At 72.3% G+C, this 22,405-nt stretch carries 20 protein-coding genes; 9 read left to right on the forward strand and 11 right to left on the reverse strand.

All coding sequences use genetic code 11. The features are described 5' to 3' along the window. Positions 1–2 precede the first annotated feature (2 nt). Positions 3–416, reverse strand: coding sequence for a VOC family protein (locus J2S55_RS14870; RefSeq protein WP_306860896.1), 414 nt, complete (start codon positions 414–416; stop codon positions 3–5). A 166-nt stretch (positions 417–582) separates the two neighbouring features. Here J2S55_RS14870 and J2S55_RS14875 point away from each other — a divergent pair, with 166 nt between their 5' ends. The 3 genes from J2S55_RS14875 to J2S55_RS14885 all read left to right on the forward strand — a co-directional run bounded on the left by J2S55_RS14875 (position 583) and on the right by J2S55_RS14885 (position 4,057). Then, a complete protein-coding gene (locus J2S55_RS14875) occupies positions 583–1,455 on the forward strand; it encodes a sigma-70 family RNA polymerase sigma factor (RefSeq protein ID WP_306860898.1) in 873 nt (290 codons plus the stop codon). Further along, entirely contained in the window at positions 1,452–1,961 is a 510-nt protein-coding gene (locus J2S55_RS14880; RefSeq protein WP_306860901.1) for a VOC family protein, read from the forward strand. Before J2S55_RS14875 ends, J2S55_RS14880 begins: the two co-directional genes overlap by 4 nt. 416 nt (positions 1,962–2,377) lie before the next feature. Further along, entirely contained in the window at positions 2,378–4,057 is a 1,680-nt protein-coding gene (locus J2S55_RS14885; RefSeq protein ID WP_306860903.1) for a DEAD/DEAH box helicase, read from the forward strand. A 73-nt stretch (positions 4,058–4,130) separates the two neighbouring features. Here the strand turns inward: J2S55_RS14885 and J2S55_RS14890 are convergent, their stop codons facing one another. Both J2S55_RS14890 and J2S55_RS14895 read right to left on the reverse strand, forming a co-directional pair. Beyond that, on the reverse strand, positions 4,131–5,630 hold the full coding sequence (locus J2S55_RS14890; protein ID WP_306860905.1) for an SPFH domain-containing protein: 1,500 nt from the start codon (positions 5,628–5,630) through the stop codon (positions 4,131–4,133). 49 nt (positions 5,631–5,679) lie between these two features. After that, the gene (locus tag J2S55_RS14895) at positions 5,680–5,880 is read right to left on the reverse strand and encodes an NfeD C-terminal domain-containing protein (RefSeq protein ID WP_306860907.1); all 201 of its coding nucleotides are present in this window, start codon (positions 5,878–5,880) and stop codon (positions 5,680–5,682) included. A 489-nt stretch (positions 5,881–6,369) separates the two neighbouring features. On the opposite strand from J2S55_RS14895, the gene J2S55_RS14900 reads away from it, so the two are divergent. Next, the gene (locus J2S55_RS14900) at positions 6,370–8,346 is read left to right on the forward strand and encodes an NAD(P)/FAD-dependent oxidoreductase (RefSeq protein ID WP_306860909.1); all 1,977 of its coding nucleotides are present in this window, start codon (positions 6,370–6,372) and stop codon (positions 8,344–8,346) included. 145 nt (positions 8,347–8,491) lie between these two features. On the opposite strand, the gene J2S55_RS14905 is transcribed toward J2S55_RS14900, so the two are convergent. Together J2S55_RS14905 and J2S55_RS14910 are read right to left on the reverse strand one after the other, a co-directional pair. Beyond that, positions 8,492–9,520 (reverse strand): acyltransferase family protein, encoded by a 1,029-nt coding sequence (locus J2S55_RS14905; protein ID WP_306860912.1) that lies wholly within the window; start codon positions 9,518–9,520, stop codon positions 8,492–8,494. 231 nt (positions 9,521–9,751) lie between these two features. Then, complete coding sequence (locus tag J2S55_RS14910) at positions 9,752–10,573, reverse strand: SDR family NAD(P)-dependent oxidoreductase (RefSeq protein WP_306860914.1); 822 nt, start codon at positions 10,571–10,573, stop codon at positions 9,752–9,754. Between the two features lie 118 nt (positions 10,574–10,691). Between J2S55_RS14910 and J2S55_RS14915 the strand changes: the two genes are divergently transcribed. The 4 genes from J2S55_RS14915 to J2S55_RS14930 all read left to right on the forward strand — a co-directional run bounded on the left by J2S55_RS14915 (position 10,692) and on the right by J2S55_RS14930 (position 14,454). After that, positions 10,692–13,079 (forward strand): sensor histidine kinase, encoded by a 2,388-nt coding sequence (locus J2S55_RS14915; protein WP_306860917.1) that lies wholly within the window; start codon positions 10,692–10,694, stop codon positions 13,077–13,079. Next, the gene (locus J2S55_RS14920) at positions 13,079–13,486 is read left to right on the forward strand and encodes a roadblock/LC7 domain-containing protein (protein WP_012887139.1); all 408 of its coding nucleotides are present in this window, start codon (positions 13,079–13,081) and stop codon (positions 13,484–13,486) included. Before J2S55_RS14915 ends, J2S55_RS14920 begins: the two co-directional genes overlap by 1 nt. A gap of 64 nt (positions 13,487–13,550) precedes the next feature. Further along, entirely contained in the window at positions 13,551–13,898 is a 348-nt protein-coding gene (locus tag J2S55_RS14925) for a DUF742 domain-containing protein (protein WP_306860922.1), read from the forward strand. After that, positions 13,879–14,454: a GTP-binding protein gene (locus J2S55_RS14930; RefSeq protein ID WP_306860924.1), complete on the forward strand. Its 576-nt coding sequence runs from the start codon at positions 13,879–13,881 to the stop codon at positions 14,452–14,454. The genes J2S55_RS14925 and J2S55_RS14930 overlap by 20 nt, the downstream gene beginning before the upstream one ends. Before the next feature lie 72 nt (positions 14,455–14,526). Here the strand turns inward: J2S55_RS14930 and J2S55_RS14935 are convergent, their stop codons facing one another. From J2S55_RS14935 to xylA, 6 genes are all read right to left on the reverse strand, one after another. Further along, entirely contained in the window at positions 14,527–14,898 is a 372-nt protein-coding gene (locus J2S55_RS14935; RefSeq protein ID WP_306860925.1) for a DUF742 domain-containing protein, read from the reverse strand. Next, positions 14,895–15,284, reverse strand: coding sequence for a roadblock/LC7 domain-containing protein (locus J2S55_RS14940; RefSeq protein WP_306860927.1), 390 nt, complete (start codon positions 15,282–15,284; stop codon positions 14,895–14,897). Before J2S55_RS14940 ends, J2S55_RS14935 begins: the two co-directional genes overlap by 4 nt. A 97-nt stretch (positions 15,285–15,381) precedes the next feature. After that, positions 15,382–17,574, reverse strand: coding sequence for a sensor histidine kinase (locus J2S55_RS14945; protein WP_306860930.1), 2,193 nt, complete (start codon positions 17,572–17,574; stop codon positions 15,382–15,384). Positions 17,575–17,718: 144 nt separating this feature from the next. Continuing rightward, a complete protein-coding gene (locus J2S55_RS14950; protein WP_306860932.1) occupies positions 17,719–18,396 on the reverse strand; it encodes a DUF998 domain-containing protein in 678 nt (225 codons plus the stop codon). Positions 18,397–18,552: 156 nt separating this feature from the next. Continuing rightward, positions 18,553–19,932: a xylulokinase gene (gene xylB, locus J2S55_RS14955; protein ID WP_306860935.1), complete on the reverse strand. Its 1,380-nt coding sequence runs from the start codon at positions 19,930–19,932 to the stop codon at positions 18,553–18,555. Further along, the gene (xylA, locus tag J2S55_RS14960; protein ID WP_306860937.1) at positions 19,929–21,080 is read right to left on the reverse strand and encodes a xylose isomerase; all 1,152 of its coding nucleotides are present in this window, start codon (positions 21,078–21,080) and stop codon (positions 19,929–19,931) included. The genes xylB and xylA overlap by 4 nt, the downstream gene beginning before the upstream one ends. Positions 21,081–21,158: 78 nt before the next feature. Between xylA and J2S55_RS14965 the strand changes: the two genes are divergently transcribed. Beyond that, positions 21,159–22,328 carry an ROK family transcriptional regulator gene (locus J2S55_RS14965; protein ID WP_306860939.1) on the forward strand — a complete coding sequence of 390 codons (1,170 nt, stop codon included), beginning with the start codon at positions 21,159–21,161 and terminating at the stop codon, positions 22,326–22,328. Positions 22,329–22,405 lie beyond the last annotated feature (77 nt).

The following is a 22,405-nucleotide window of genomic DNA, read 5'->3' on the forward strand; positions in this document are numbered from 1 at the left end:
GGCTACTCCGCGTAGGGCTGATCCGTTCCCCGGGCGCTGTAGCCGAGGCTCCAGATGTAGCCGTCCGGGTCGGCGAAGGTGCCGCCGTACCCGCCCCATGGCAGAGCGCCGGCGGGCTTGAGGATCGTGGCGCCGGCCTTCTCGGCCTCCGCGATGATCTCGTCGACCCGCGCCTCGCTGCGGACGACGTAGGTGAGGACCAGTCCGCTGAAGCCGTTGCCCTCCGGGGCCGTGCCCACCTGGTCGGCCAGGCCTTCACGGCCGTAGAAGCCGACGGGCGAGGCTCCGTCCGACTCGAAGAACACCGAGATGCCGTAGTCGTTCTTGATCTTCCAGCCGAGACCGTCCGTGTAGAACTGCTTGGCCCGCTCCATGTCCCGGACGCCGAGCAGGATCGAGCTCACGTGCGCTTTCATGGTGTGTCTCCTTCTGTTCGAGGTGTACGCGCTGCCTGAACCCTGTTCGAGGTGTACGCGCTGCCTGAACCGGCAGGCCGAACATCCCGGGCCGGGCCCGGATGTCACATCGGCGTGGGTTCGCCGGTCAATCGGTATGACAGGCCGCGACGGAGGAATGTGACAGATGGTTGAGCACGACTGGCTGAGCGAGCGGTTCGCCGAGCACCAGGGCCGCTTGCACGCGGTGGCCTACCGGATGCTCGGCTCACCTGGCGAGGCCGAGGACGCGGTGCAGGAGGCGTGGCTGCGGGTCAGCCGCGCCGACACCGGCCAGGTGGAGAATTTGGCTGGGTGGCTGACCACGGTCGTTGCCCGGGTCTGCCTGAACATGCTCGAGGCGCGTCGGGCCCGGCGTGAGGAGCCGGCCGGGGCGCTGCCGCCCGAGCCGGCCGCGCCGCACCCGGGCATCCGCCCAGTCGGCCAGGCCGGCCCCGAGGACGAGGCGCTGCTGGCCGATTCGGTCGGTGTCGCGCTGCTGGTGGTGCTGGACACGCTGACTCCCGCCGAACGGCTCGCGTTCGTCCTGCACGACGTTTTCGCCGTGTCGTTCGGCGAGATCGGCGCCATCATGGACCGCTCCCCGGTGGCGGCCCGGCAACTCGCCAGCCGGGCCCGGCGCCGGGTGCAAGGCGCGGCGGACGCGTCCGACGCCGCGCGATCGGCGAAGCGGGAAATCGTCGCCGCCTTCCTTGCCGCCTCCCGGAGCGGGGACTTCGCCGCCCTGCTCGAACTGCTCGACCCGGACGCCGTGGCCGTCGAGGTCCGCGGCGCCCACGCGGTGGCGGCTTTCTTCGCCGGCCGGGCTCAGGCCGCCCGGCTCGCTCTGGTCGACGGCGTTCCAGCGGCCGTCTGGTCGCACCGCGGCCGGCCGAAGGCCGTCTTCACGTTCACCGTCAGCGGCGGGAAGATCGCCCATATCGCCATCGACACCGACCCGGACCGGCTCCGCGACCTCGACATCGTCTTTCTCAGCGCCGACGACAAGGAACGGCGATGAGCCGTACCCCCCGACCGGTCCGCAGCGTGACCGGCATGAATCTCAAGCTGTCGTCCTGCACTCTCGCCGTCCACGACGTTGACGAGGCGCTCGGCTTCTACCGTGACGTGCTCGGCTTCGAGGTACGCGACGACGTCGAGACCGAGGGGACGCGGTGGGTGCGCGTCGGCCCGCCGTCGCAGCCGGACGTGCAGATCCGCCTCGGATCACCCGGCGCGGACCCGGGTGCCTCGCCGGCCGACCGTCAGGCGATCGAGGACCTGATGGCCAAGGGCCTGCTGGGCCGCCTTGTCTTCGTGACCGACAACTGCGACGCCACCTTCGAGCACATCGAGGCCGCGGGCGCTGAAGTGATGCAAGAACCGATCAACCAGCTCGACGGCGTCCGCGACTGCGCCTTCCTTGATCCCTCCGGCAATATGCTGCGATTCACCCAGCCGTGGCAGGTGGTCCTGGCACTCGCATCGCAGCGGGCACACGCCGCGACGGCCCCCCAGGCACCCTGAACGCGGCCACGGAAAGGGCGGTCCTCACCGAGGAGCACGCCGACCTGCGCACGCAGCTCGGCCTGCCGCCCGCCTGACGCACCTGTCCGGAAGGTGACCGCCGCCGGCGGCGGCCCATCGGCCGGGAACTGTTCATTTAGCCCATACCGGGGCATGTCACGAAATAAGCACCTTGGCCTGCCCAACGCTGCCCGGTCGACGTCGCCCGGCCCATCCCCGGTAGGGTCGGTCGGCTGCCCCATCCGCACACGTGCGGGAGGCCGTTCGCCACGGCCGCCACGCTGAAGAGGTGCACCATACTGGGTCGGCGGAACCGGCGGCCCGGGTCCGCCGCGAGGATGGGACACGCAGCAGGGACGGAACGTGTGGTCAGCGTGAGTCCCGTACACGTCCGTCCCGGAACGAGGAGCCCGACCATGAGCCTGAACACGACCGACGACACGAGCAGCTTCGCCGACCTGGCACTGCGGCCCGAGCTGCTGCGCGCGCTGTCCGGTCTCGGCTACGAGGAGCCCACACCGATCCAGCGCGAGGCGATCCCCCCGCTGCTCGAAGGGCACGACCTCCTCGGGCAGGCCGCGACGGGGACGGGGAAGACGGCCGCGTTCGCGCTGCCGGTCCTGCAGCGGATGGCCCGGGACGGGGAGGGCCCCGAGCCGATCGCGCTGGTGCTCGTGCCCACGCGCGAGCTGGCCGTCCAGGTCTCCGAGGCGTTCCACCACTACGGCCGCGAGCTGGGCGCGCGCATCCTGCCGATCTACGGCGGGCAGCCGATCGGCCGGCAGCTGCGGGCGCTCCAGCAGGGCGTCGACGTCGTGGTCGCGACGCCCGGCCGCGCGCTGGACCACATCGGCCGCGGCACGCTCCGCCTGGACGACCTGGAGATGGTCGTCCTGGACGAGGCGGACGAGATGCTCGACATGGGATTCGCCGAGGACATCGAGGCGATCCTGCAGCAGACCCCCGAAGACCGCCAGACGGTGCTCTTCTCGGCGACGATGCCGCCGCGCATCAACGGGATCGCCCGCCGCCACCTGAACGACCCGGTCCGGATCGAGATCGGACGCGAGACGACGGCCCCGGGCGAGGCCCCGCTCGTGCGGCAGACCGCCTACATGGTCCCGCGGGCGCACAAGCCCGCGGCGCTCGGGCGCGTGCTGGACGTGGAGGCGCCCACTGCCGCGATCGTCTTCTGCCGCACGCGTGACGAGGTCGACCAGCTCACCGAGACCCTGAACGGGCGGGGCTACCGCGCCGAGGCGCTGCACGGCGGGATGGGCCAGGAGCAGCGCGACCGCGTGATGGGACGGCTGCGGAGCGGCACGGCGGACCTGCTCGTCGCGACCGACGTGGCCGCGCGCGGGCTCGACATCGAGCAGCTCACCCACGTGGTCAACTACGACGTCCCCTCCGCGCCGGAGTCCTACGTGCACCGGGTCGGCCGGGTCGGCCGGGCCGGCCGCGAGGGCGTGGCCATCACCCTGGCCGAGCCGCGCGAGCACCGGATGCTCAAGACCATCGAGCGGGTGACCAAGCGCCGGATCCCGATCGAGAAGGTGCCGACGATCGCCGACATGCGCGCCCGGCGGCTGGAGCTGACCCGCGCCGCGCTGCACGAAAGCCTCCTGGAGGACGACCTGGAGCGCTTCCGCGTCGTGGTCGAGACGCTCGCCGACGAGTTCGACATCGTGGAGGTGGCGCTCGCCGCGGTGAAGCTGGCCCACGAGGCCGGCGGGGGCGCCGACGACGACGAGGAGATCCCGGACGTCACACTCAGGACCGAGCGGGACGGCCGTGGCCGCCGTGAGCCCGCCGGACGCCAGGAACGGCGCGGCCCGGCGCCGACGGGCCGGATGACCCGCCTGTTCGTCGGCGCCGGGCGCAACTCCGGGATCCGGCCGCAGGACCTGGTCGGCGCGATAGCCGGCGAGTCGCGCCTGAGCGGGCGCGAGATCGGGGCGATCGAGATCGCCGACCGCTTCTCCCTCGTGGAGGTCCCGGAGTCCGCGGCCGACGAGGTGATCGCGGTCCTGCGGGGAAGCACCATCAAGGGGAAGAAGGCGACGGTCCGCCGGGAGCGCTACGGCACGCGGTAGGCCGCGGACGGCCCCCCGCGCGCCCGCGCGGGACCCTCCCTCAAGAGACAGCCCCGGCGGGCGGTCGCCTGCCTCAGGGGGCCGGGTCGACGGCCTTGCCGTTGGTCTCGGGGCCGGTGCCGTTGGCGGCGGTGCCGTTGGGGGTGGCGCCGTTCAGGAGGGAGCGGGCCAGGCCGAGGCCGGTGCCGCCGAGGGTGAGGGCCTTGGCGAGCATCTCCTCGATGCCCTGGGCACCGTTCAGGACGACCATGTGGTCGACGTTGCCGAAGGCCTTCGCCCCGGATTCGACGATCTTCGGCCAGTTCTCGGCGAGCTGCTGGGCGATGACCGCCTCCTGGTTCTCCGCCAGGGCCTGCGCGCGGGCCCGGATCGCCTCGGCCTCCGCCAGGCCCTTCGCCCTGGCGGCCTCGGCCTCGGCCAGGCCCTGGGCCTGCGCGGCCTCGGCGGCGGCCAGGCCGCGGGCCTTGGCCGCCTCCGCGTCGCCGAGACCGGTGGCCTTGGTGGCCTCCGCCGCCGCCAGACCGCGCAGCCGTACCGACTCCGCCTCGGCCGCGGCGGCCTGCTTGACCTGGGACGCCTGGGCGGTGGCACGGAGCTCGGTCTCGCGGGCCTCGGCCTCGGCCTGGGCGATGCGGGCGTCGCGCTCGGCCTGCGAGAGCGTGACGGTCTCGTACGCCCTGGCGTCGGCGGGCTTGCGGACCTGGGCCTGGAGCCGCTGCTCGGCCAGCGCGGCCTCCAGCTCGGCGGCGCGGGTCTCCTGGACCACGACCTCCTGGCGGGCCGAGGCCTCCGACAGCGGGCCGGCCTGGCGGGACCTGGCCTGCGCCTCGTCGATCTCGGCCTGGTAGGCGGCCTGCTTGATCTGGGAGTCGCGCCAGGCCGAGGCCTTGTTGGCGGCGGCGATCTGCTCGGCCTCGGTGGCCTCCTGGTCGCGCTGCGCCTCGGCGATGCGGGCGGAGGCGGCGATCCTGGCGGCGTGCGGCTTGCCGAGGTTGGTGATGTAGCCGGTCTCGTCGTCGATCTCCTGGATCTGCAGGGAGTCGACGATCAGACCCAGCTTGATCATCTCGTCGGCGGCCGAGGCGCGGGTCTCGCCGGTCAGCCGTTCGCGGTTGAGGATGAGGTCCTCGACGGTCAGGTTGCCGATGATCGAGCGCAGGTGGCCGGTGAACAGCTCGTGGATGGCGCCGTTCATGGAGTCCTGCTGGTCGAGGAAGCGGCGGGCGGCGTTGGCGATGGAGTGCAGGTCGTCGCCGACCTTGTAGATCACCACGCCCTTCACGACCACCGGGATGCCCTGCTGGGTGACGCAGGAGACCTGGAGGTTGGCGGCGCGGCTGTCCAGGCGCAGGCGGCGCGCGGTCTGGAAGCCGGGGAGCACGGAGGTGCCCTTACCAGTGACGATCTTGAATCCGAGGCTGTCGGTCAGCTCGGTCTTGCCCCGGGCGCCGAGACCGGAGATGATCAGCGCCTCGTTGGGTTCGGCCACCCGCCAGACGGCCTTGAACAGCATGATGATGACGAGAAGGGCGACAAGGACGGCGCCCCCGATGACGAGATACTCCGTAGGCATCACAGTCTCCGCGGTGGAGGGAGAGGGAGGAAGGAGAAGAAGGAGGGAGTCAGACGAGCGCGCGGGCGACGTAGACCGTACGCGGCGGGAAGTAGTCGACCACGATGACGATCGAGCCCGTGGGGATCTCCTCGTCGGGGACCGTGGCGTGCGCGTAGAACGCCTCGACACCCCCTCGGACCGCCACCATCACCTCCCCGACCAGGCCGGGACCGATCTTGCCGGTGACCCTGCCCTGCTTACCGACCACGCGAGGCTCCTCGTCCCGTCATTAACCGAAATCCCGAATGCGGACGCTACTCCGATATGCCCTGATTCACCACCCGCCCTCCGGGCGAGATAGGCGTTGTCGGACTATCGGCGCAAATCACTGCGCTTCATCTCTGCCCCGACAACGAGCGCAATCGTCAATGCGTTCCTGAACCGGCCGGCGATCCGGCCGGCCGGGCGCCCCGCCCCGCCGGCCGGGGTCACCGCGCCCCATCGAAGGGTCCGGCGCGCCCGGCCGGTCGATCCTGCACGCCCCGCACATCCATCCGGAAAGCGGCATTACCGCACATATCACTGAAACGATTCCGGGCATCGCCCGTTTCCGCTTACCACCCGGTGCCTTTCCCCGGTGACATCGGGCGTCCAATCGGCGAATATCATTAATGGCGTTCCGGCCGGGCGGGCAAAAACTTGCCGGAAACGGCGTGTGGCGGCTGGGGGATTTCCCCCTGATCGTGATGATCGCCCCATGACCGATCCCCAGGAGATCACTCCGATCAAGGCCCGCGAGCTGGGCATGGACCGGCCCATCTCCCGCCGCGACTTCTTCGACGGGGTGGCCGTGACCGCGGGGGTCGCGGCGCTGGGCGCGCTGGCCGGGTGCGCCGGCGCGGGGCGGCCCGGCGCCATCGGCACGGGGCGGCCGGAGGCTCCGCCCGAGATCGTCTACCCGCCGGACCTCACGGGGCTGCAGGGCAACACCCCCCAGGCGCTGAGCGTGCCGCACGCCCTGCGCGACGGCCGCTTCTGGGACTACGCGGGCGCGCCCGAACCCACCGGCGAGCACTACGACCTGGTCGTGGTCGGCGCGGGGATCAGCGGCGTCAGCGCGGCCCACCGGTGGCTGGAGCACGCCCCGGACGCGCGGATCCTGATCCTGGACAACCACGACGAGCTCGGCGGCCACGCCCGCCGCAACGAGTTCCACCCGCAGGACCGCGGGGGACCGCTGATCGGGTACGGCGGATCGCAGTCGATCGAAGCCCCGTCCGCGTGGACCCCCGAGGGCAAGGACCTGCTCGACAAGATCGGGGTGAAGGTCCGCAGGTTCGAGAAGTACTTCGACCAGAAGCTCTACACCGACCTCAAGATGTACGACAGCGTCTTCTGCGACCGGGAGACCTTCACGAGGGAGAAGCTGGTCGTCTTCACCCCCGGCAAGAAGGCCCCGGAGTGGATCGCCGAGCTGCCGGTCGCCGAGCAGGCCAGGAAAGACCTGATCATGCTCTACGGGCACCCGCCGGACTGGTTCCCCGGCCTGTCCGACCGCCAGAAGAAGCGGCGCCTGGCCGGGCTCACCTACGCGGAGTTCCTCAGGGACGTCTGCAAGGTCCACCCGGACGTGCTGCGGTACGTCCGGACCATGCCGAACGACGAGTGGGGCTACGGCTCCGACACCTTCGGCGCGATCGACGCCTGGGGCAGCGCCGGCGCCCACGGCTATCCCGGGTTCCGGGGGCTGGGACTCGACAGGTCCGAGCCGTCGGAGTACAACTCGCCGAGTGTGATCAAGCAGTGGAAGGCCGACGACCCGTACATCTACCACTTCCCGGAGGGCAACCAGGCGCTCGTCCGGATGATGGTCGGCCGGATGGTCCCGGGCTTCGCCACGGCCACCGAGATGGCGGACATCAGCACCGCGACGTTCGACTACGACCGGCTGGACCTGCCGCGCAACCAGGTCCGCGTCCGCCTGTCGTGCCCGGTGGTCTCGGCCGCCAACGACGGCGACCCCGCCACGGCCGCCACCGCCACGGTCGGCTACTTCGACGGGGACCGGGTCAGGACCGTCCGGGCGGCCGGCGTGATCATGGCCTGCTGGAACATGGTGATCCCCTACCTGGTCGGCGAGCTGCCGGACGAGCAGAAGGACGCGCTGCGCAAGGCGGTCAAGGTGCCGATGCTGTATTCGACGGTCCAGCTCCGCAACTGGGAGTCCTGGAAGAGGCTGGGCGTCCACCACACCCGCTTCACCGGCGCCTATTGGTGCGTGGCCGAGCTCGACTACCCGGTGAGCATCGGGGACTACCGGCGCCCGGACACCCCGGACCAGCCGATCAACGTGCACATGATCTCCACCCCGGCCGTGCCGGGCATGTCACCGGCCGACGGCTCGATCGCCGGGCGCCACAATCTGATCAAGACGCCCTACGACTACCTGGAGTACAGCATCCGCGACCAGCTCACCCGGCTGCTCGGCCCGGGCGGTTTCGACCCGGCCCGCGACATCCAGGCGATCACGGTCAACCGGTGGGGCCACGGCTACGCGCCCGAGTACGCCACCCCGTGGAACCTCGACTTCTACCCGCGGGGCCCGTTCCCCGCGACGCTGGCCCGCCGGCGGGCCGGCCGGATCGCGATCGCCAACTCCGACTCGGTGCCGGCCGCCTACGCCGACGCGGCGATCACCGCCGCCTACCGCGCGGTCAGGGAGCTCCAGACGTGAGCGGGCCGGGTGAGAGTCCGGCTCAGCCGGCTGGGTCCCAGCTCGGCCGGATGAGAGTCCGGTCCGGCCGGCTGGGTCCCAGCTCGGCCGGATGAGAGTCCGGTCCGGCCGGCTGGGTCCCGGCTCGGCCGGCTGGGGTCCCGGTTCAGGCGGGCCTCCGCAGCCGGGTGAAGGCCCAGCTCGTCCCGGGCTCGACCGCCCAGCGGGTCATCCGCCGCACCGGCCCGGTGCACAGCAGCGCGGCGAGCCCGACCCCGCAGGCCGCGACGGCCGCCGCGCCCGGCAGGGTCGCGGCCCAGTCCCCGTAGAACCGCTCAGCGACCTTCACCACCAGGCCGTGGAGCAGGTAGGCGTACATGGTCGCCATGCCCAGCCCCGAGTACCAGGTGCGCCGGGACGGCGTGACCGCCAGGAACGCGGCGACCAGCAGCGCCCCCGAGGCGAGCAGGGCCAGCCGGACCAGGCTGCCGGTGAGGTCGTCCACCCCGATCGCGTCGTTGGCGTGCCGCCAGCGGATCCACTCGGTCTTGACCCGGGCGTGCACGACCAGCGCCACGACCGCCCCGGCGGCCAGCGTGACCGCCCCCGCGATCCGGACCCGTCGTTGTCCGAGCCACTCGAAGTGCTCCGGCCGGAGCATGAGCCCGAGCACGTAGAACGGCAGCAGCCCGAGCGTGCGGTTCATCGACAGCTCGTCGGGCAGCCTGCTCGTCCCCGACAGCAGTGACAGCGCGACGGCGACCGCCAGCGGCCATCTGAGCTGCTGCCAGACCGGGGTGGACAGCCGCCACAGGAACAGCGACATCAGGAACCAGGTCAGGTAGTACGGGTCGAGCAGGCTGATGTCCAGCTTGCCGTACAGGACGAGGCGGGGCAGCGCGTAGACCAGCTCGAAGATCACGTACGGCACCGCGAGCGCGCTGATCAGCCTGCGCGCCTTCCCCGACGAGAAGGTGAAGTTCCGCGACAGGTAGCCGCTGAGCACGATGAACAGCGGCATGTGGAACAGGTAGACGTAGAAGTACGCCGCGTGCACGGCGGGCACCTCTCGCAGGTCCTCGACCAGGTGCCCGGAGACCACCAGGGTGATGGCCAGGAACTTGGCGTTGTCGAAGAACGGGTCGCGGCCGGCCGGGAGGCGCGCGGACACCCGCAGCGGGGTCGTGACACTCACAGGCCCGGGACCCTAACCGGGCCCGCCCAACGCCCGGCGAACCGCCGGTGGCCGCCCGGGGAACTTCCCCGCGCCCACCGGGCGGCCCCGCCGTACCCACGCCGTCCCCGCGCCCACCGGGCGGCCCGCGCCGCCCACGCCGTACCCGCGGCGCCGACGTCTACCGCCCACGCCGTACCCGCGGCGCCGGCGTCTCCCGGCCGCGCCCCGGCGGGCCGCCGGGCGGCCCGGCTACGCCCCGGCGCGCAGGGTGACGGCGGCGGAGCTGGCGTCCCAGAGGGCCTGGGCCAGGGCGGGGTCGGTCATCCCCCGGGGGACGGCCGCGGGGGCGCTCCTGGCGAAGTAGCGGCCCGGGTGGGCGGCACCGTCCGGGTGGGTGGCGAGGTGGACCATGGTGCTCGCGCCCTGCTCGGTGGTCTGGCCCATGCCGGGGATGTTCTTCACCATCCACATCATGAACGTCTTCGCGGCGAACTCCGTCTTGATCACCCCCGGATGGAAGCAGGTGGCGCTCACTCCCGTCCCGGACAGCCGCCGGGCCAGCTCCACCGTGAACAGCGCGTTGGCCTGCTTGGAGTCGCCGTACTGCAGCCAGCCGCTCCACCGCCGCCGGTCGCGGTTCAGGTCGGCCGGATCGAGGCGCCCGGTCTTGCCGGCCCGGGACGAGGTGGTGATCACCCGGCCGGTCACCCGCTCCAGCAGCAGATTCGTCAGCAGGAAGGGCGCGAGATGGTTCACCTGGATCATCGTCTCGTGACCGTCGCGGGTGAGCGTGCGCGCGGTGGTCATGACGCCCGCGTTGTTGATCAGGACGTCGATCCGGTCGTAGCGGGCCAGCAGCTCCGCGCCGAGCCGGCGCACGTCGTCGAGCGAGGTGTAGTCGCAGGTGAAGGTGGCCGGGGCGGTCCCCGAGACCGCCCTCACCCGCTCGGCCACCCGAGCCGTCTTGGCGGGGTCGCGGCCGACCAGGACGACCTGCTGCCCGCGCCCGGCGAGCTCCACCGCGGCGGCCTCGCCGATTCCGGCACTAGCCCCGGTAATCACACTAATCATCAGATCCTCCACTGCGGAAAAACCTTATCGGTGCTAGTCTCCTGTGCGATCTTCCGGAGGCGAATTAATCCCAAAGCGGCACGGGCCTCCACACACTCAGAGGTTGGGACGAGTGGGCATGGGCTCTGGAAACCGGTCGATTCGGTTCAAGATCTTTTTGCTGCTGCTCTTACCCCTGCTGTCGCTGAGCGCGCTGTGGGGCTTCGTCCTCAACCTGACCGTCGGCGACGGGGCCGCCCTGCTCCGGGCCAACAGCGTTTACCAGACCATCGGCGTCTCCTCCACCGAGCTGGGACTCCAGCTCCAGGCCGAGCGTGCGCAGTCCTCGGTGGCGATCACCTCCCGGATCCTCACCAGCGAGATCGGCGAGCAGCGCGGCCGCACCGACCGATCGGTCGAGAAGTTCCGCGAGGCCGCCCTCTCCGACTCCCACGGTCCGGAGCTGCGCTCCGCGCTGGACACCCTGATCCGCCAGCTCGACCGGCTCCCGGCCATCCGCGCCGGCATCGACAGCGGCCGTGACATCCGGCTGGAGGTGCTGACGAACTACAACCGGATCCTCGACTCGGTCTTCCTGCTCTACGACCAGCTCGCCGCGGTCCCCGACCTGTCGATCTTCCAGCAGGCCGCGGCCATGCAGTCGATGGGCAACGCCCGCGAGATGATCGCCAGGGAGAACGCGCTGATCAGCGGGGCCCTGATCGACTACCGGATGACCCCGGGGGAGCGCACCGCCTTCGGCGAGTACGCCGCCACCCGGCGCTTCCTGCACGCGCGCGGACTGTCCGCCCTGGACTCCGAGCTGGGCGACCCCTACCGGGCCACCTTCGACTCCACGGCCTTCGAGAAGTTCGTCGCGCTGGAGCGGGCCGTCGCGGGGACTCCGGACGAGCGGCTGCCGCCCGAGGCCCGCAACTGGAAGACGACCACGAACGGGGTCGCGACCTGGCTCGACCAGCTCAACCTCGCCTCCTCCAAGATGCTGGCCGACCGGGCCCAGTCGGTGGCCACCGGCATCATGGTCCGGATCGGGATCGCCGGCGGGATCGGCCTGATCGCGGTGATCGCCTCGATCATCATCTCGGTCCGCTTCGGCCGCCGCCTGGCCGCCGAGCTGGCCGGGCTCCGCTCGACGGCGCTGGACCTGGCCGACGTACGGCTCCCGCGCGTCGTGGAGCGGCTGCGGCGCGGCGAGGAGGTGGACGTGCAGGCCGAGGCTCCGCCGATCGCCGCGGACGGCTCGATCGAGATCCGCGACGTGGCCCACGCGTTCGACTCGGTGCAGCACACCGCCGTCGAGGCCGCCGTCGGCCAGGCCAACCTGCGCCGCGGCGTCAGCCAGGTCTTCGTGAACCTGGCCCGGCGCAAGCAGGGCCTGCTCCACCGCCAGCTCACCCTGCTCGACAGCATGCAGCGCCGGGCGACCGACCCCGACAGCCTTGAGGACCTGTTCCGGCTGGACCACCTGACCACCCGCATGCGGCGGCACGCGGAGAGCCTGATCATCCTGTCCGGCGCCGCGCCCGGCCGGGCCTGGCGCAGGCCGGTGGCCGTGGTCGACATCGTCAGGGCCGCGATCGCCGAGGTCGAGGACTACAAGCGGGTCAGCGTGCCGCCGATGCCCGACGCCTCGCTCGACGGGGCCGCGGTCGCCGACATCACCCACCTGATAGCCGAGCTGATCGAGAACGCGACGATCTACTCGCCGCCGCAGACCACGGTGACCGTCCGCGGTGACGTGGTGGCCAACGGGTTCGCCGTCGAGGTGGAGGACCGGGGCCTGGGCCTGAGCGCCATGGAGTACGCGGCGATCAACGAACGGCTGGCCAGCCCGCCGGAGTTCGACCTGGCCGACAGCGACCGGCTCGGCCTGTTCGTGGTGGGCCAGCTCGCCGCCCGGCACGGCATCCAGGTCCTCCTGCGCGGCTCGGCGTTCGGCGGCACCACGGCCATCGTGCTCATCCCGCGCGCGGTGCTCGCCGAGACCCCCTCGCCGCTCACCCTGACCGCCGAGCGGCTCACCGAGCGGCCGGCGGACCTCCCCCAGCCCGCGCAGCCCGCCGCGCTCCCTCCGGCCCGCTCCGATTCGGGACTGCCCCGCCGGACGAGGACGGTCCCCTCCGGCGCGAGGCCCCCCGTGCCTCCGCTCGCCGCCCCGACCCTCGCCGTGGTGACCGACCTGCCGGAACTCGGAGCCGACCGCGAGGCGTCCGGCGGGCCCGCCCGCGGCGGGACCGGCGAGCCCGCCCGTGAGACCACCGGGCCGGGGACCCTGCCCCGCCGGGTACGGCAGGCGAACCTGGCACCACAGCTCCGTCAGGAGGCTCAGGCGCCTGTCGAGCCTGAGCGGGCGGCAGAGCCCCCTGAGGATCCGGAGCAGTCGGAGCGCTCACCGGACGAGGTCCGGGCGCTGTTCTCCGCCTTCCAGGCGGGTGCGCGGCGCGGGCGCGAGGAAGAACACGGAAATGACTTCGCACACCAGACGACAGGCGACAAGGGGGACTGATGACCGGAAAAGTGACTAACACCGGCGAGCTGAACTGGCTCCTCGACGACCTGACCACCAGGGTGGGCGCGGTACGCCAGGCGGTGATCCTGTCCACCGACGGACTCGCCGTCGGTTTCTCCAAGGGTCTCAGCCGGGAGGACGCCGAACACCTGTCGGCGGTCGCGGCCGGGTTCCAGAGCCTGGCGCGCGGAGCCGGACGCCACTTCGGCGGCGGCGAGGTGCGCCAGACCATCGTGGAGATGGAATCGGCGTTCCTGTTCGTCACGGCCGCCGGGCAGGGGACCTGCCTGGCCGTGCTGAGCAGCTCCGACGCCGACGTCGGCCACATCGCCTACGAGATGGCCATGCTGGTCAAGCGGGTCGGCCAGCACATCTCCACCCTTCCGCGCCAAGGCCTCTCGTGAGGGAGGCGGGCGCACACGGAGTACACGCGCCGTCCGTTCCCCCGGCCGAAGGCGCGGGGACCGGATGACACAGTGGATGGACGAGGAGGCCGGACCGGTCGTCCGGCCCTACGCGCTCATCGGAGGCCGTACCCGCTCCTCCGGTGACGAGCTGGACCTGATCGCGATGGTCACCGCGACCGGCGCGGTCGCGTCCGGCGGGTTCGTGCCAGGGCCGGAACAGGAACGCATCCTCTCCCTGGTCGTCACCGCGACGTCGGTGGCCGACGTCGCCTCGGAGCTCGACCTGCCGCTCGGCGTGGTCCGCGTCCTCCTCGGCGATCTACAGGATCACCAGCTCATCTCGATCGGGCGCGCTTCGGCGAGCGAGCGCATTCTCAAGGAAGTGATCAATGGACTTCGGGCCCTCTGACGAACCCGTCGCGCTCAAGATTCTCATCGCGGGTGGCTTCGGGGTGGGCAAGACCACGCTCGTCGGCGCGATCAGCGAGATCCGTCCGCTCCGCACCGAGGAGGTGCTCTCCGACCGCGGCATCGGCATCGACGACGTCGAGGGCGTGGAGGGCAAGACGACCACCACTGTCGCGATGGACTTCGGCCGCATCACGATCCGGGAGGGCCTGGTCGTGTACCTGTTCGGCACCCCCGGGCAGGAGCGGTTCTGGTTCATGTGGGACGAGCTGTCCTACGGCGCGCTGGGCGCGGTCGTGCTGGCCGACACCCGGCGGCTGACCGACTGCTTCCCCTCGATCGACTACTTCGAGCAGCGCGGGACGCCGTTCATCGTGGCGGTCAACTGCTTCGACGGCGCGGACCGCTACGAGGCCGAGGATGTGCGGGTCGCCCTCGACCTGGATCCGGACGTGCCGGTGCTGCTGTGCGACGTGCGGCGCCGCGCGTCGGCCAAGACCGTGCTGGTGACGCTCGTGGAGCACTCCCTCAAGGTGCTCACGGCCAGCCAGCGCTGACCCGGCCCGGCAGCCCGCGGCCCAGGCCGCGGACCACCGGCCCGTCACCGCCTTCCCAGCGGTCTCCGGGGGTCACAGCGCCCGGAGGCCGCTGATCACTTCCCGCAGGAGGCTCTCGGCGGGCGCCGTGGCCGCCGGCAGCGGCGACCGCACCAGGATCAGCCCCTGGTCCAGCAGGTCCCCCAGCAGCACCCTGATCACCCCGATCGGCAGCCCGACGTCCGAGGCGACCTCCACGATCGGCCGGGTCCGCCGCATCAGGCCGAGCAGCCGCCGGTGCTCCGAGCCCAGGTGCGAACTGGCGGAGACCGCCGACCCGGTCGCCACCACCATCGACAACAGATCGAACGCGGTGGAGGAGGACCTGGTCCGCCCCCCGGTCAGCGCGTAGGGGCGGACGACCGGTCCCGCCTCCTCGTCGACCCATTCGATGTCGTCGCTCATTGGCCGGCCACCCGCGGGCCGGTGGCCAGATGCTGGCCGACACGGGTGACCAGCCGGGCCATCTCGTAGGCGATCAGTCCCACGTCGGCGGCCCCGGTGGTCATGACCGACAGGCAGCTTCCCTGGCCCGCGGAGGTGACGAAGAGGAACGCGGAGTCCATCTCCACCATCGTCTGGCGTACGGCCCCGCCCCCGAACTGCAGGCTGGTCCCCTTCGCCAGGCTCTGGAAACCGGAGGCCACCGCTGACAGATGGTCGGCGTCCTCCTTGCTCAGCCCCCGGGACGAGGCCATCATCAGCCCGTCGTTGGACAGGATCAACGCGTGCGATACATCCGCCACGCTCGTGACGAAGTCATCCAGCAGCCAATAAAGCTCACCCGGCACGTGGTAAAACCCCTTCCCCTCTGATGTCACGCTCGTTCTGGGCCCTGGTCGGCCGTGCGGCCCGTGATGGCGGCCGCGCTCCCGATCCCGGACCCGCTCACCGCTCCATACCGCTGTCGTCGTCGTTCTCGCTGTCCGCCCGCCCGCGCCGCCACCCCGCCTGGAGCGAGCTCAGCAGGGCCCGCGCCTCCTCCGGCGACCGCTCCTCGACCTGGGCCACCGGGGCGGGCTCCTGCCGGAGCTTCGGTGAGACGTTCGCCTGGCGCACCCGGCGGGGCAGCCCTCCGTTGCCACGCCGGACCGGCGCCTTCCACAGGTCGGCCGGGACCGGGACCACGGGCTTGGCGGGCTCCGCCGGCTCCGCGGGCCCGGCGATCTCCCGCAGCACCGGCTCCGGCGACTCGGCCGGCTCCGGGTCGCCCAGCAGGGACTCCGGCAGCAGGATGACCACCCCGGTCCCGCCGTACGGCGAGGCCCGCAGCGTCACGCCGACCCCGTAGCGCGCGGCCAGCAGGCCGACCACCGCGAAACCCAGACGGTCGGTCTCGGCGGGGTCGAGCTCCGGCGGGCTGGCCAGGCGCTCGTTGATCGCGGCCCGCTTGTCCGCGGTCAGGCCCAGCCCCCTGTCCTCGATCTCGATCGTGAAGCCCCGGCCCACCAGCTCGCCCCGGACCGACACCTCGCCGCCGGGCGGGGAGAAGACCGTGGCGTTCTCGATGATCTCGGCGAACAGGTGCATCATGTCCGCCACCGCGCTGCCGACCAGCGTGGTGCCGGACATCGGGTAGATCCGCACCCGGGCGTAGTCCTCCACCTGGGCGGTGGCGCCGCGCAGCACGTCCTCCATCAGGACCGACGAGCGCCACTTGCGGCCCACGGCCCCGCCGGAGAGGATCACCAGGCCCTCGGCGTGGCGGCGCATGCGGGTGGTGAGGTGGTCGAGCCGGAACAGGTTCTCCAGCGCCTCGGGCTCCTCCGCCTGCTTCTGCATCCCGTCGAGCAGCTTGAGCTGGCGCTGCAGGAGGGACTGGCTGCGCCGGGCGAGGTTGCGGAAGGACTGGGCGACGCCGTCGCGCAGCCGGGCCTGCTCCACGGCGGAGTCGACGGCGCGGTGCTGGACGCTGTCGAAGGCGGCGGCGACATCGTGGATCTCGGAGGTGCTGCCCGGCGGCTTCAGCGAGGGCGCCTCGGCCTCCACGTCCACCGCCTCGCCCCGGCGCAGCTTCTCCATGACCCGCGGCAGCCGTATCTCCGCGAGATCCGTCGCGGCCCGCCGCAGACCGGCGAGCTCCCGGGTGAGCCCGCTGCCCACCCGGTAGGAGACCAGCAGCGACGCGACGACCGCGACGAGGCCGAGCACCCCGGCGATCCCGGCCCTGGCGAAGGTCTCGACGGCCGACGGCATCGCCCGTTCGGACAGGACGGTGGCGGTCGTCGTCACAGACCGCTGGTAGCCGGCCTCCAGTTCGTCGCTGGCGGCCCGCCACTCGGTGGGCGACACCGCGGCCCCGGCCAGCAGCCGCTCCTCCAGGTCGGCGAATCTGGCGTACAGCCGCGAGACGGTCAGCTCGGCGAAGGGCTGGCGCAGTCCCGGCTCCAGCTCGGGCAGCCCCTGCTCCATGAGGAAGACCCGCTTGGTCGACAGCTGCGTGAACAGGCGCAGCTCACCGGGGGTCAACGCGCGGCCGAGCGCCAGCGCCCCGGCCGCCAGCGCCCGCTGGCGGCTGAGGAAGTCCTTGGAGTAGATGATCAGGGCCAGGCCCCGCGACTGCCGGTAGAGCGGCAGGTCGTTGTTGAGGCTCATGGTGGTGAAGAGCCGGTGCAGGGCGTCGGGTACCAGGGCGAAGTCCTTGGAGAGCGCGATCGGCCCGATCCTGCCGCTGTCGACCTTGGCCCGGACCGTGTCGAGCGCGTTCACGCGGCTCATCAGCTCGTCGAAGCGGGCCCTGATCTCCTCGGTCATGGCCGACTGCGCCGAGTCGGCGACCGTCGCCTCGCGGAAGCGCTCGCGGGCCTGGTCGGTCACGGTGCGCTGGCCGGCGAGGGTGGCGCGGTCGGCGGCCGAGCGGCCGGCCAGGTATTCGGCCGACAGCAGGTGCTCGCGCTGGAGTGCGCTGGTCAGGTCGTCACCGGGACTGCCGAAGGAGTCGTACAGCGTGGTGACGGTGAGCAGGCTCATCGATTCGCCGACCGTGACGGTCGCCGCGAAGCCCCACAGTGCGACCAGAGAGGTCAGCGGGATGGCCACCAATACCGAGATCTTGAACCGGATGGACCTGCTCGATGCCATGTCACCTCTACGGTTCGGTCTCGGAGCGCCGGGGCGGGAGACCTCCGGACGATCTCTTAGATCGCCGACGAGGATAGCACTGACTGGTAGCAGTATTCGTATCCTATTTGTGACCTGTCATGAACAGTCATGAGAACTGACAAGTCAGCCGAGAGCCGTGCGTGAGGCGTGGGCCGCGCGCGGGGCCTCCGGAGCGCGGGCGCCGCTCCGCCTCCAGGTGAGCCGCGCCAGCTGTACGGCCAGCACGCCGGCCAGCGCGACCTCGGTGCCCAGCAGCACCCGTTCGACGAGGCCGATCAGCACCCGGTCGCCGGGGAGCGCCACGTAGGTGATCGCCAGCAGTCCGAAGCCGCCGGCCAGCGCCAGCCACTCCACCGGCCTGGACACCGCCCGCCACCGCTCGTCCTCCCTGAACCGCGCCACCATCAGCGCGCCGGCCACGGGCATGGCGACGAACGCGGCGATCGACACGTAGCGGTGCACCTGCGCGGTCAGGTCCAGCGCCGGCCCCGGGGCGGTGGTCGGCACGATCGCGATCACCACCAATGCGGCGCTCCACACCAGCATCAGCCGCTCCGCCACCGCGCCGACCGGTGCCCTGGCCGCCCGCAACCCCGCGACCAGCGCGAAGGAGGCGATCCCCAGGGCCGCCATGGCGAACTCGGTCGCTCCCCCACGGTCCAGGGTGGCGTACTCGCTGATCGTCAGATTGAGCGGGTCCAGATACGGATCCGGATCGATCTGACCGATGATCGTGGCCCCCGTGGCCATCACGATCCCGGCGCAGGCGATCAGCGGGTAGAGCCTCTTCAACGCGAGCATGCGCCAAGACTGTCCCGCGGAGCCCCTTCCACACATCCGGCGACGCCCCTGATCCGACCCTGACCCACCCCTGAGAAGGCGGCGGCCCCCTGAGAAGGCGCGGCGGCGGTGAGCGGGGCGGGCGGCGCCCGCCCCGGACGCCGGCGCGGCGGGCCGTCAGCGCCCGGCGCGGACCTCGGCGTAGCGGGCCCGCACCGCGGGCGTGGCGTCGGCCTCGTGACGCTCGGCCCCGCCCACCTGCCAGGCCGGGGGTTCGTCACCGCCGCCGAGCAGCCAGGCCGCCTGCCTGGCCGCCCCGTCCGCGACGTACTCCCCCGGCTCGGGGACGATCACGGGCCGTCCGAAGACCGCCGGGGCGATCCGCCGTACGGCCTCCGACCTGGCGCCGCCCCCGATGAGCAGCACCCGGGCCGGGTCCAGCCCCAGGGCGTCGAAGGCGTCGGCCAGGTGGCAGAGCAGACCCTCCACCGCAGCCCTGGCCAGGTGCGCGGGGGTCGAGGTGCCCAGGGTCAGGCCGTGCAGCGACCCGGTGGCCTCGGGGAGGTTCGGGGTCCGCTCGCCCTCCAGGTACGGCACGCAGACCAGGCCGTCCGCCCCGGCGGGGGCCTCCAGGGCGAGCTGCCCGAGCCGGTCGAGGCCGACCCCGAGCATCCGGGCGGCGGCGTCGAGCACCCGGGCCGCGTTGAGCGTGCACACCAGCGGCAGGAACCGCCCGGTGGCGTCGGCGAACCCGGCGACGGCGCCCCCGGGGTCGGCGCTCGGGCTCCCGGCGACCGCGAACGCCGTCCCGGAGGTCCCGATCGACACGACCACGTCCCCCGGCGCGGCCCCGACCCCGAGGGCCGCGGCCATGTTGTCGCCGGTCCCGGGGGCCAGCCGGACCGGTCCCCGGGCGCCGCCGGGGGCGCGCAGCTCGCCCGCCGGGTCACGGGGCCCCAGCACGCGCGGCAGCTCGGGGACGGCGCCGAAGGCGGCCCGGAGGAGGTCGGTCCGGTAGGAGCCGGTCGCGGGCGACCAGTATCCGGTCCCGGAGGCGTCGCCCCGGTCGGTGACGAACTCCCCGCCCAGCCGCCACGTGAGCCAGTCGTGCGGCAGGCACACGCTCGCCGTGCGGCGGGCGCTGGCGGGCTCGTGCTCGGCCAGCCAGCGGAGCTTGGTCACGGTGAACGACGCGACCGGCACGCTGCCGACCGCCTCGGCCCACCTCAGCGGCCCGCCCAGCTCCTCCACCAGGTCCCGGGCGGCCCCGGCGGAGCGGGTGTCGTTCCACAGCAGCGCGTCGCGCACGACGGCGCCGGACTCGTCCAGGCAGACCATGCCGTGCTGCTGGGCGCCGACGCTCATGGCCGCGACGCCGTCCAGCCCGCCCGCCCGCGCGATCGCCTCCCGCAGCGCCGTCCACCAGGCCTCCGGGTCGACCTCGGTCCCGCCCGGATGATCGGCGCGCCCCTGCCGGACCAGGGCACCCGTCTCGGCGTCCCTGATCACCACCTTGCAGCTCTGGGTCGATGAGTCGACCCCGGCCACGAGGGTCATCCGCGGACCCCGAGGAGGTGCTCCAGGGCGAGCTGGTTCAGGCGGGAGAAGTGGAAGCCGCGCGCGGCGGCCCGGTCGAGGTCGAAGTCGTCGCGCTGCAGATCCTCCAGCGTCTCGCCGGGGGCCAGGGTGGGCTCGGACAGCTCGGCGACCCGGCTGGCGGCGAGCGCCTCGGCGACCTCGGGGTCGGCGCGGAAGGCCCTCGCCTTCTCCTTCAGGATCAGGTAGGTGCGCATGTTCGCCGCGGCCGAGACCCAGACGTCCTCGGCGTCCTCGGTCCGCAGCGGCTTGTAGTCGAAGTGCCGCGGGCCGTCGTAGCCGCCGTTCTCCAGCAGGTCCACCAGGAAGAAGGAGTTCTTCACGTCGCCGTGGCCGAAGACCAGGTCCTGGTCGAACCGGGGGCCGTGCTGGCCGTTGAGGTCGATGTGGAAGAGCTTGCCGTGCCAGAGCGCCTGCGCGACGCCGTGCGCGAAGTTGAGCCCGGCCATCTCCTCGTGGCCGACCTCGGGGTTGAGGCCGACCCGCTCGGAGTGCTCCAGCTCGTTGATGAACGCCAGCGCGTGGCCGACGGTCGGCAGCAGGATGTCGCCGCGCGGCTCGTTCGGCTTGGGCTCGATGGCGAACCTGATGTCGTAGCCCTTGTCGATCACATAGGAGGTCAGCAGGTCCATGCTCTCCTTGTAACGGCTGAGCGCGGCCCTGATGTCCTTGGCGGCCCCGGACTCGGCGCCCTCGCGGCCGCCCCAGCAGACGTAGGTGGTCGCGCCGAGCTCGGCGGCCAGGTCGACGTTGCGCATCACCTTCCGCAGGGCGTAGCGCCGCACGTCGCGGTCGTTGCTGGTGAAGCCGCCGTCCTTGAAGACCGGGTGGGTGAACAGGTTCGTGGTGGCCATCGGGACCTTCAGACCGGTCTCCGCCAGCGCCTTCCTGAAACGCTCGACGGCCTTGTCCCGGTCCGGCTCGACGGCCAGCAGGTCGTCGTCGTGGAAGGTGACACCGTACGCACCGAGCTCGGCGAGGCGGTGGACGCTCTCGACCGGGTCGAGCGGGGCCCGGCTCGCGTCCCCGAACTGGTCGCGGGCCTGCCAGCCGACGGTCCACAGCCCGAAGGTGAAGCGGTCCTCGGGCTTGGGCGTGTAGTCGCTCATGTGCGGTCCTCCGATTTAATCCACTTAATGGACTTAATATGGGGCGGGGAGATGGGATCGTCAAGGGGTGGGTGTTCCATGACGCAGGCCGTACGCCATGACTCCATGCGCGCCCGCAACCTCGGCGTGGTCCTGGCCGAGGTCCGCAGGAGCGGGCCGATCACCCGTGCGGCCCTGGCCGAGATCACCGGGCTGACCAAGACCACGGTGTCCAAGATGGTCGGCGACCTGCTCGACGCGGGCATGGTCACCGAGTCGGGCGCGCTGCGGGACGGCGAGCGCGGCCGGCCGGGCACGGCGGTCAGCCTCAGCGGGCACCGGGTCGGGGCCCTCGGCCTGGAGATCAACGTCGACTACCTGTCCGCGTGCGTCGTGGACCTCACTCTCGCGGTACGGCTGCGCCGTGCACAGGCTGTGGACAACCAGGCCGGCTCGCCTGTGGAAACCATGTCTCACCTGCAAGAACTTGCCCACATGATTGTGGATGAAGCCCGTGCGGAAGGCCTCGTCATCGCCGGATCCGCCCTCGCCGTCCCCGGCCCGGTGGACGGCGGGCTGCTCCACACCGCCCCCAACCTCGGCTGGCACGACGTCCGCGTGGGCGACCTGCTGGACTTCCCGGTAGCCGTGGAGAACGAGGCCAACCTCGCCGCGCTGGGCGAGCTCTGGTTCGGCTCGGGCCCCGGCGACTTCCTCCACGTGTCCGGGGAGATCGGTATCGGCGCCGGCCTGGTGGTCGGGGGCGCCCTGTTCCGCGGCGCCCGCGGCCTCGCGGGGGAGCTGGGCCATGTGATCGTCTCCCCCGACGGCCCCGCCTGCCGCTGCGGCGGCCGGGGCTGCCTGGAGCAGTACGCCGGGCAGGAGGCCCTCCTGCGGGCGGCCGGCCTGCGCGGGGTGCCCGAGCTCGTGGCGGCCCTCCAGGCGGGCGAGAGCGGCGCGCTGCGCGCCTGCGAGCGCGCCGGGCAGGCGCTCGGCGTGGCCCTCACCTCCGCCGTCCACCTGATGGACCCCGGGACGGTCGTGCTGGGCGGCGTCTTCGCCCCGCTGTTCCGGTGGATCCACGGCCCGGCCCACGACACGATGACCGCCCGGCTGGCCGGGATGCGCCACGCCGTGCCCGAGCTCACGGTCTCCCGGCTCGGCGGCGACGCCGCGTCCCTCGGCGCCGCCGGGCAGGTCATCCACCGGATCGTCGCCGACCCCGGGGCCCACCTGGCCGCCGCCCGGACGGCCCCCGGCCCGCACTGACCCTCCGGGCGCCGCGCAGGGCCCGCGGAGCCCCGTGGGGGGCCGCGGCCTCTCCGGACCGGCGGCCGTCGGCCCCG

It is taken from the genome of Streptosporangium brasiliense (assembly GCF_030811595.1).
In the GTDB taxonomy this organism is placed as follows: domain Bacteria; phylum Actinomycetota; class Actinomycetes; order Streptosporangiales; family Streptosporangiaceae; genus Streptosporangium; species Streptosporangium brasiliense.

Excerpts from the sequence above, each read along its gene's own strand:
- J2S55_RS14890 (WP_306860905.1), bottom strand. The coding sequence starts at position 5,630 with ATGCCTACGGAGTATCTCGTCATCGGGGGCGCCGTCCTTGTCGCCCTT.
- J2S55_RS14900 (WP_306860909.1), top strand. The coding sequence starts at position 6,370 with ATGACCGATCCCCAGGAGATCACTCCGATCAAGGCCCGCGAGCTGGGC.
- J2S55_RS14950 (WP_306860932.1), bottom strand. The coding sequence starts at position 18,396 with ATGCTCGCGTTGAAGAGGCTCTACCCGCTGATCGCCTGCGCCGGGATC.
- J2S55_RS14965 (WP_306860939.1), top strand. The coding sequence starts at position 21,159 with ATGACGCAGGCCGTACGCCATGACTCCATGCGCGCCCGCAACCTCGGC.
- J2S55_RS14925 (WP_306860922.1), top strand. The coding sequence starts at position 13,551 with ATGACACAGTGGATGGACGAGGAGGCCGGACCGGTCGTCCGGCCCTAC.
- J2S55_RS14910 (WP_306860914.1), bottom strand. The coding sequence starts at position 10,573 with ATGATTAGTGTGATTACCGGGGCTAGTGCCGGAATCGGCGAGGCCGCC.
- J2S55_RS14920 (WP_012887139.1), top strand. The coding sequence starts at position 13,079 with ATGACCGGAAAAGTGACTAACACCGGCGAGCTGAACTGGCTCCTCGAC.
- J2S55_RS14915 (WP_306860917.1), top strand. The coding sequence starts at position 10,692 with ATGGGCTCTGGAAACCGGTCGATTCGGTTCAAGATCTTTTTGCTGCTG.
- J2S55_RS14930 (WP_306860924.1), top strand. The coding sequence starts at position 13,879 with ATGGACTTCGGGCCCTCTGACGAACCCGTCGCGCTCAAGATTCTCATC.
- xylB (WP_306860935.1), bottom strand. The coding sequence starts at position 19,932 with ATGACCCTCGTGGCCGGGGTCGACTCATCGACCCAGAGCTGCAAGGTG.
- J2S55_RS14945 (WP_306860930.1), bottom strand. The coding sequence starts at position 17,574 with ATGGCATCGAGCAGGTCCATCCGGTTCAAGATCTCGGTATTGGTGGCC.
- xylA (WP_306860937.1), bottom strand. The coding sequence starts at position 21,080 with ATGAGCGACTACACGCCCAAGCCCGAGGACCGCTTCACCTTCGGGCTG.
- J2S55_RS14935 (WP_306860925.1), bottom strand. The coding sequence starts at position 14,898 with ATGAGCGACGACATCGAATGGGTCGACGAGGAGGCGGGACCGGTCGTC.
- J2S55_RS14885 (WP_306860903.1), top strand. The coding sequence starts at position 2,378 with ATGAGCCTGAACACGACCGACGACACGAGCAGCTTCGCCGACCTGGCA.
- J2S55_RS14875 (WP_306860898.1), top strand. The coding sequence starts at position 583 with ATGGTTGAGCACGACTGGCTGAGCGAGCGGTTCGCCGAGCACCAGGGC.
- J2S55_RS14880 (WP_306860901.1), top strand. The coding sequence starts at position 1,452 with ATGAGCCGTACCCCCCGACCGGTCCGCAGCGTGACCGGCATGAATCTC.
- J2S55_RS14870 (WP_306860896.1), bottom strand. The coding sequence starts at position 416 with ATGAAAGCGCACGTGAGCTCGATCCTGCTCGGCGTCCGGGACATGGAG.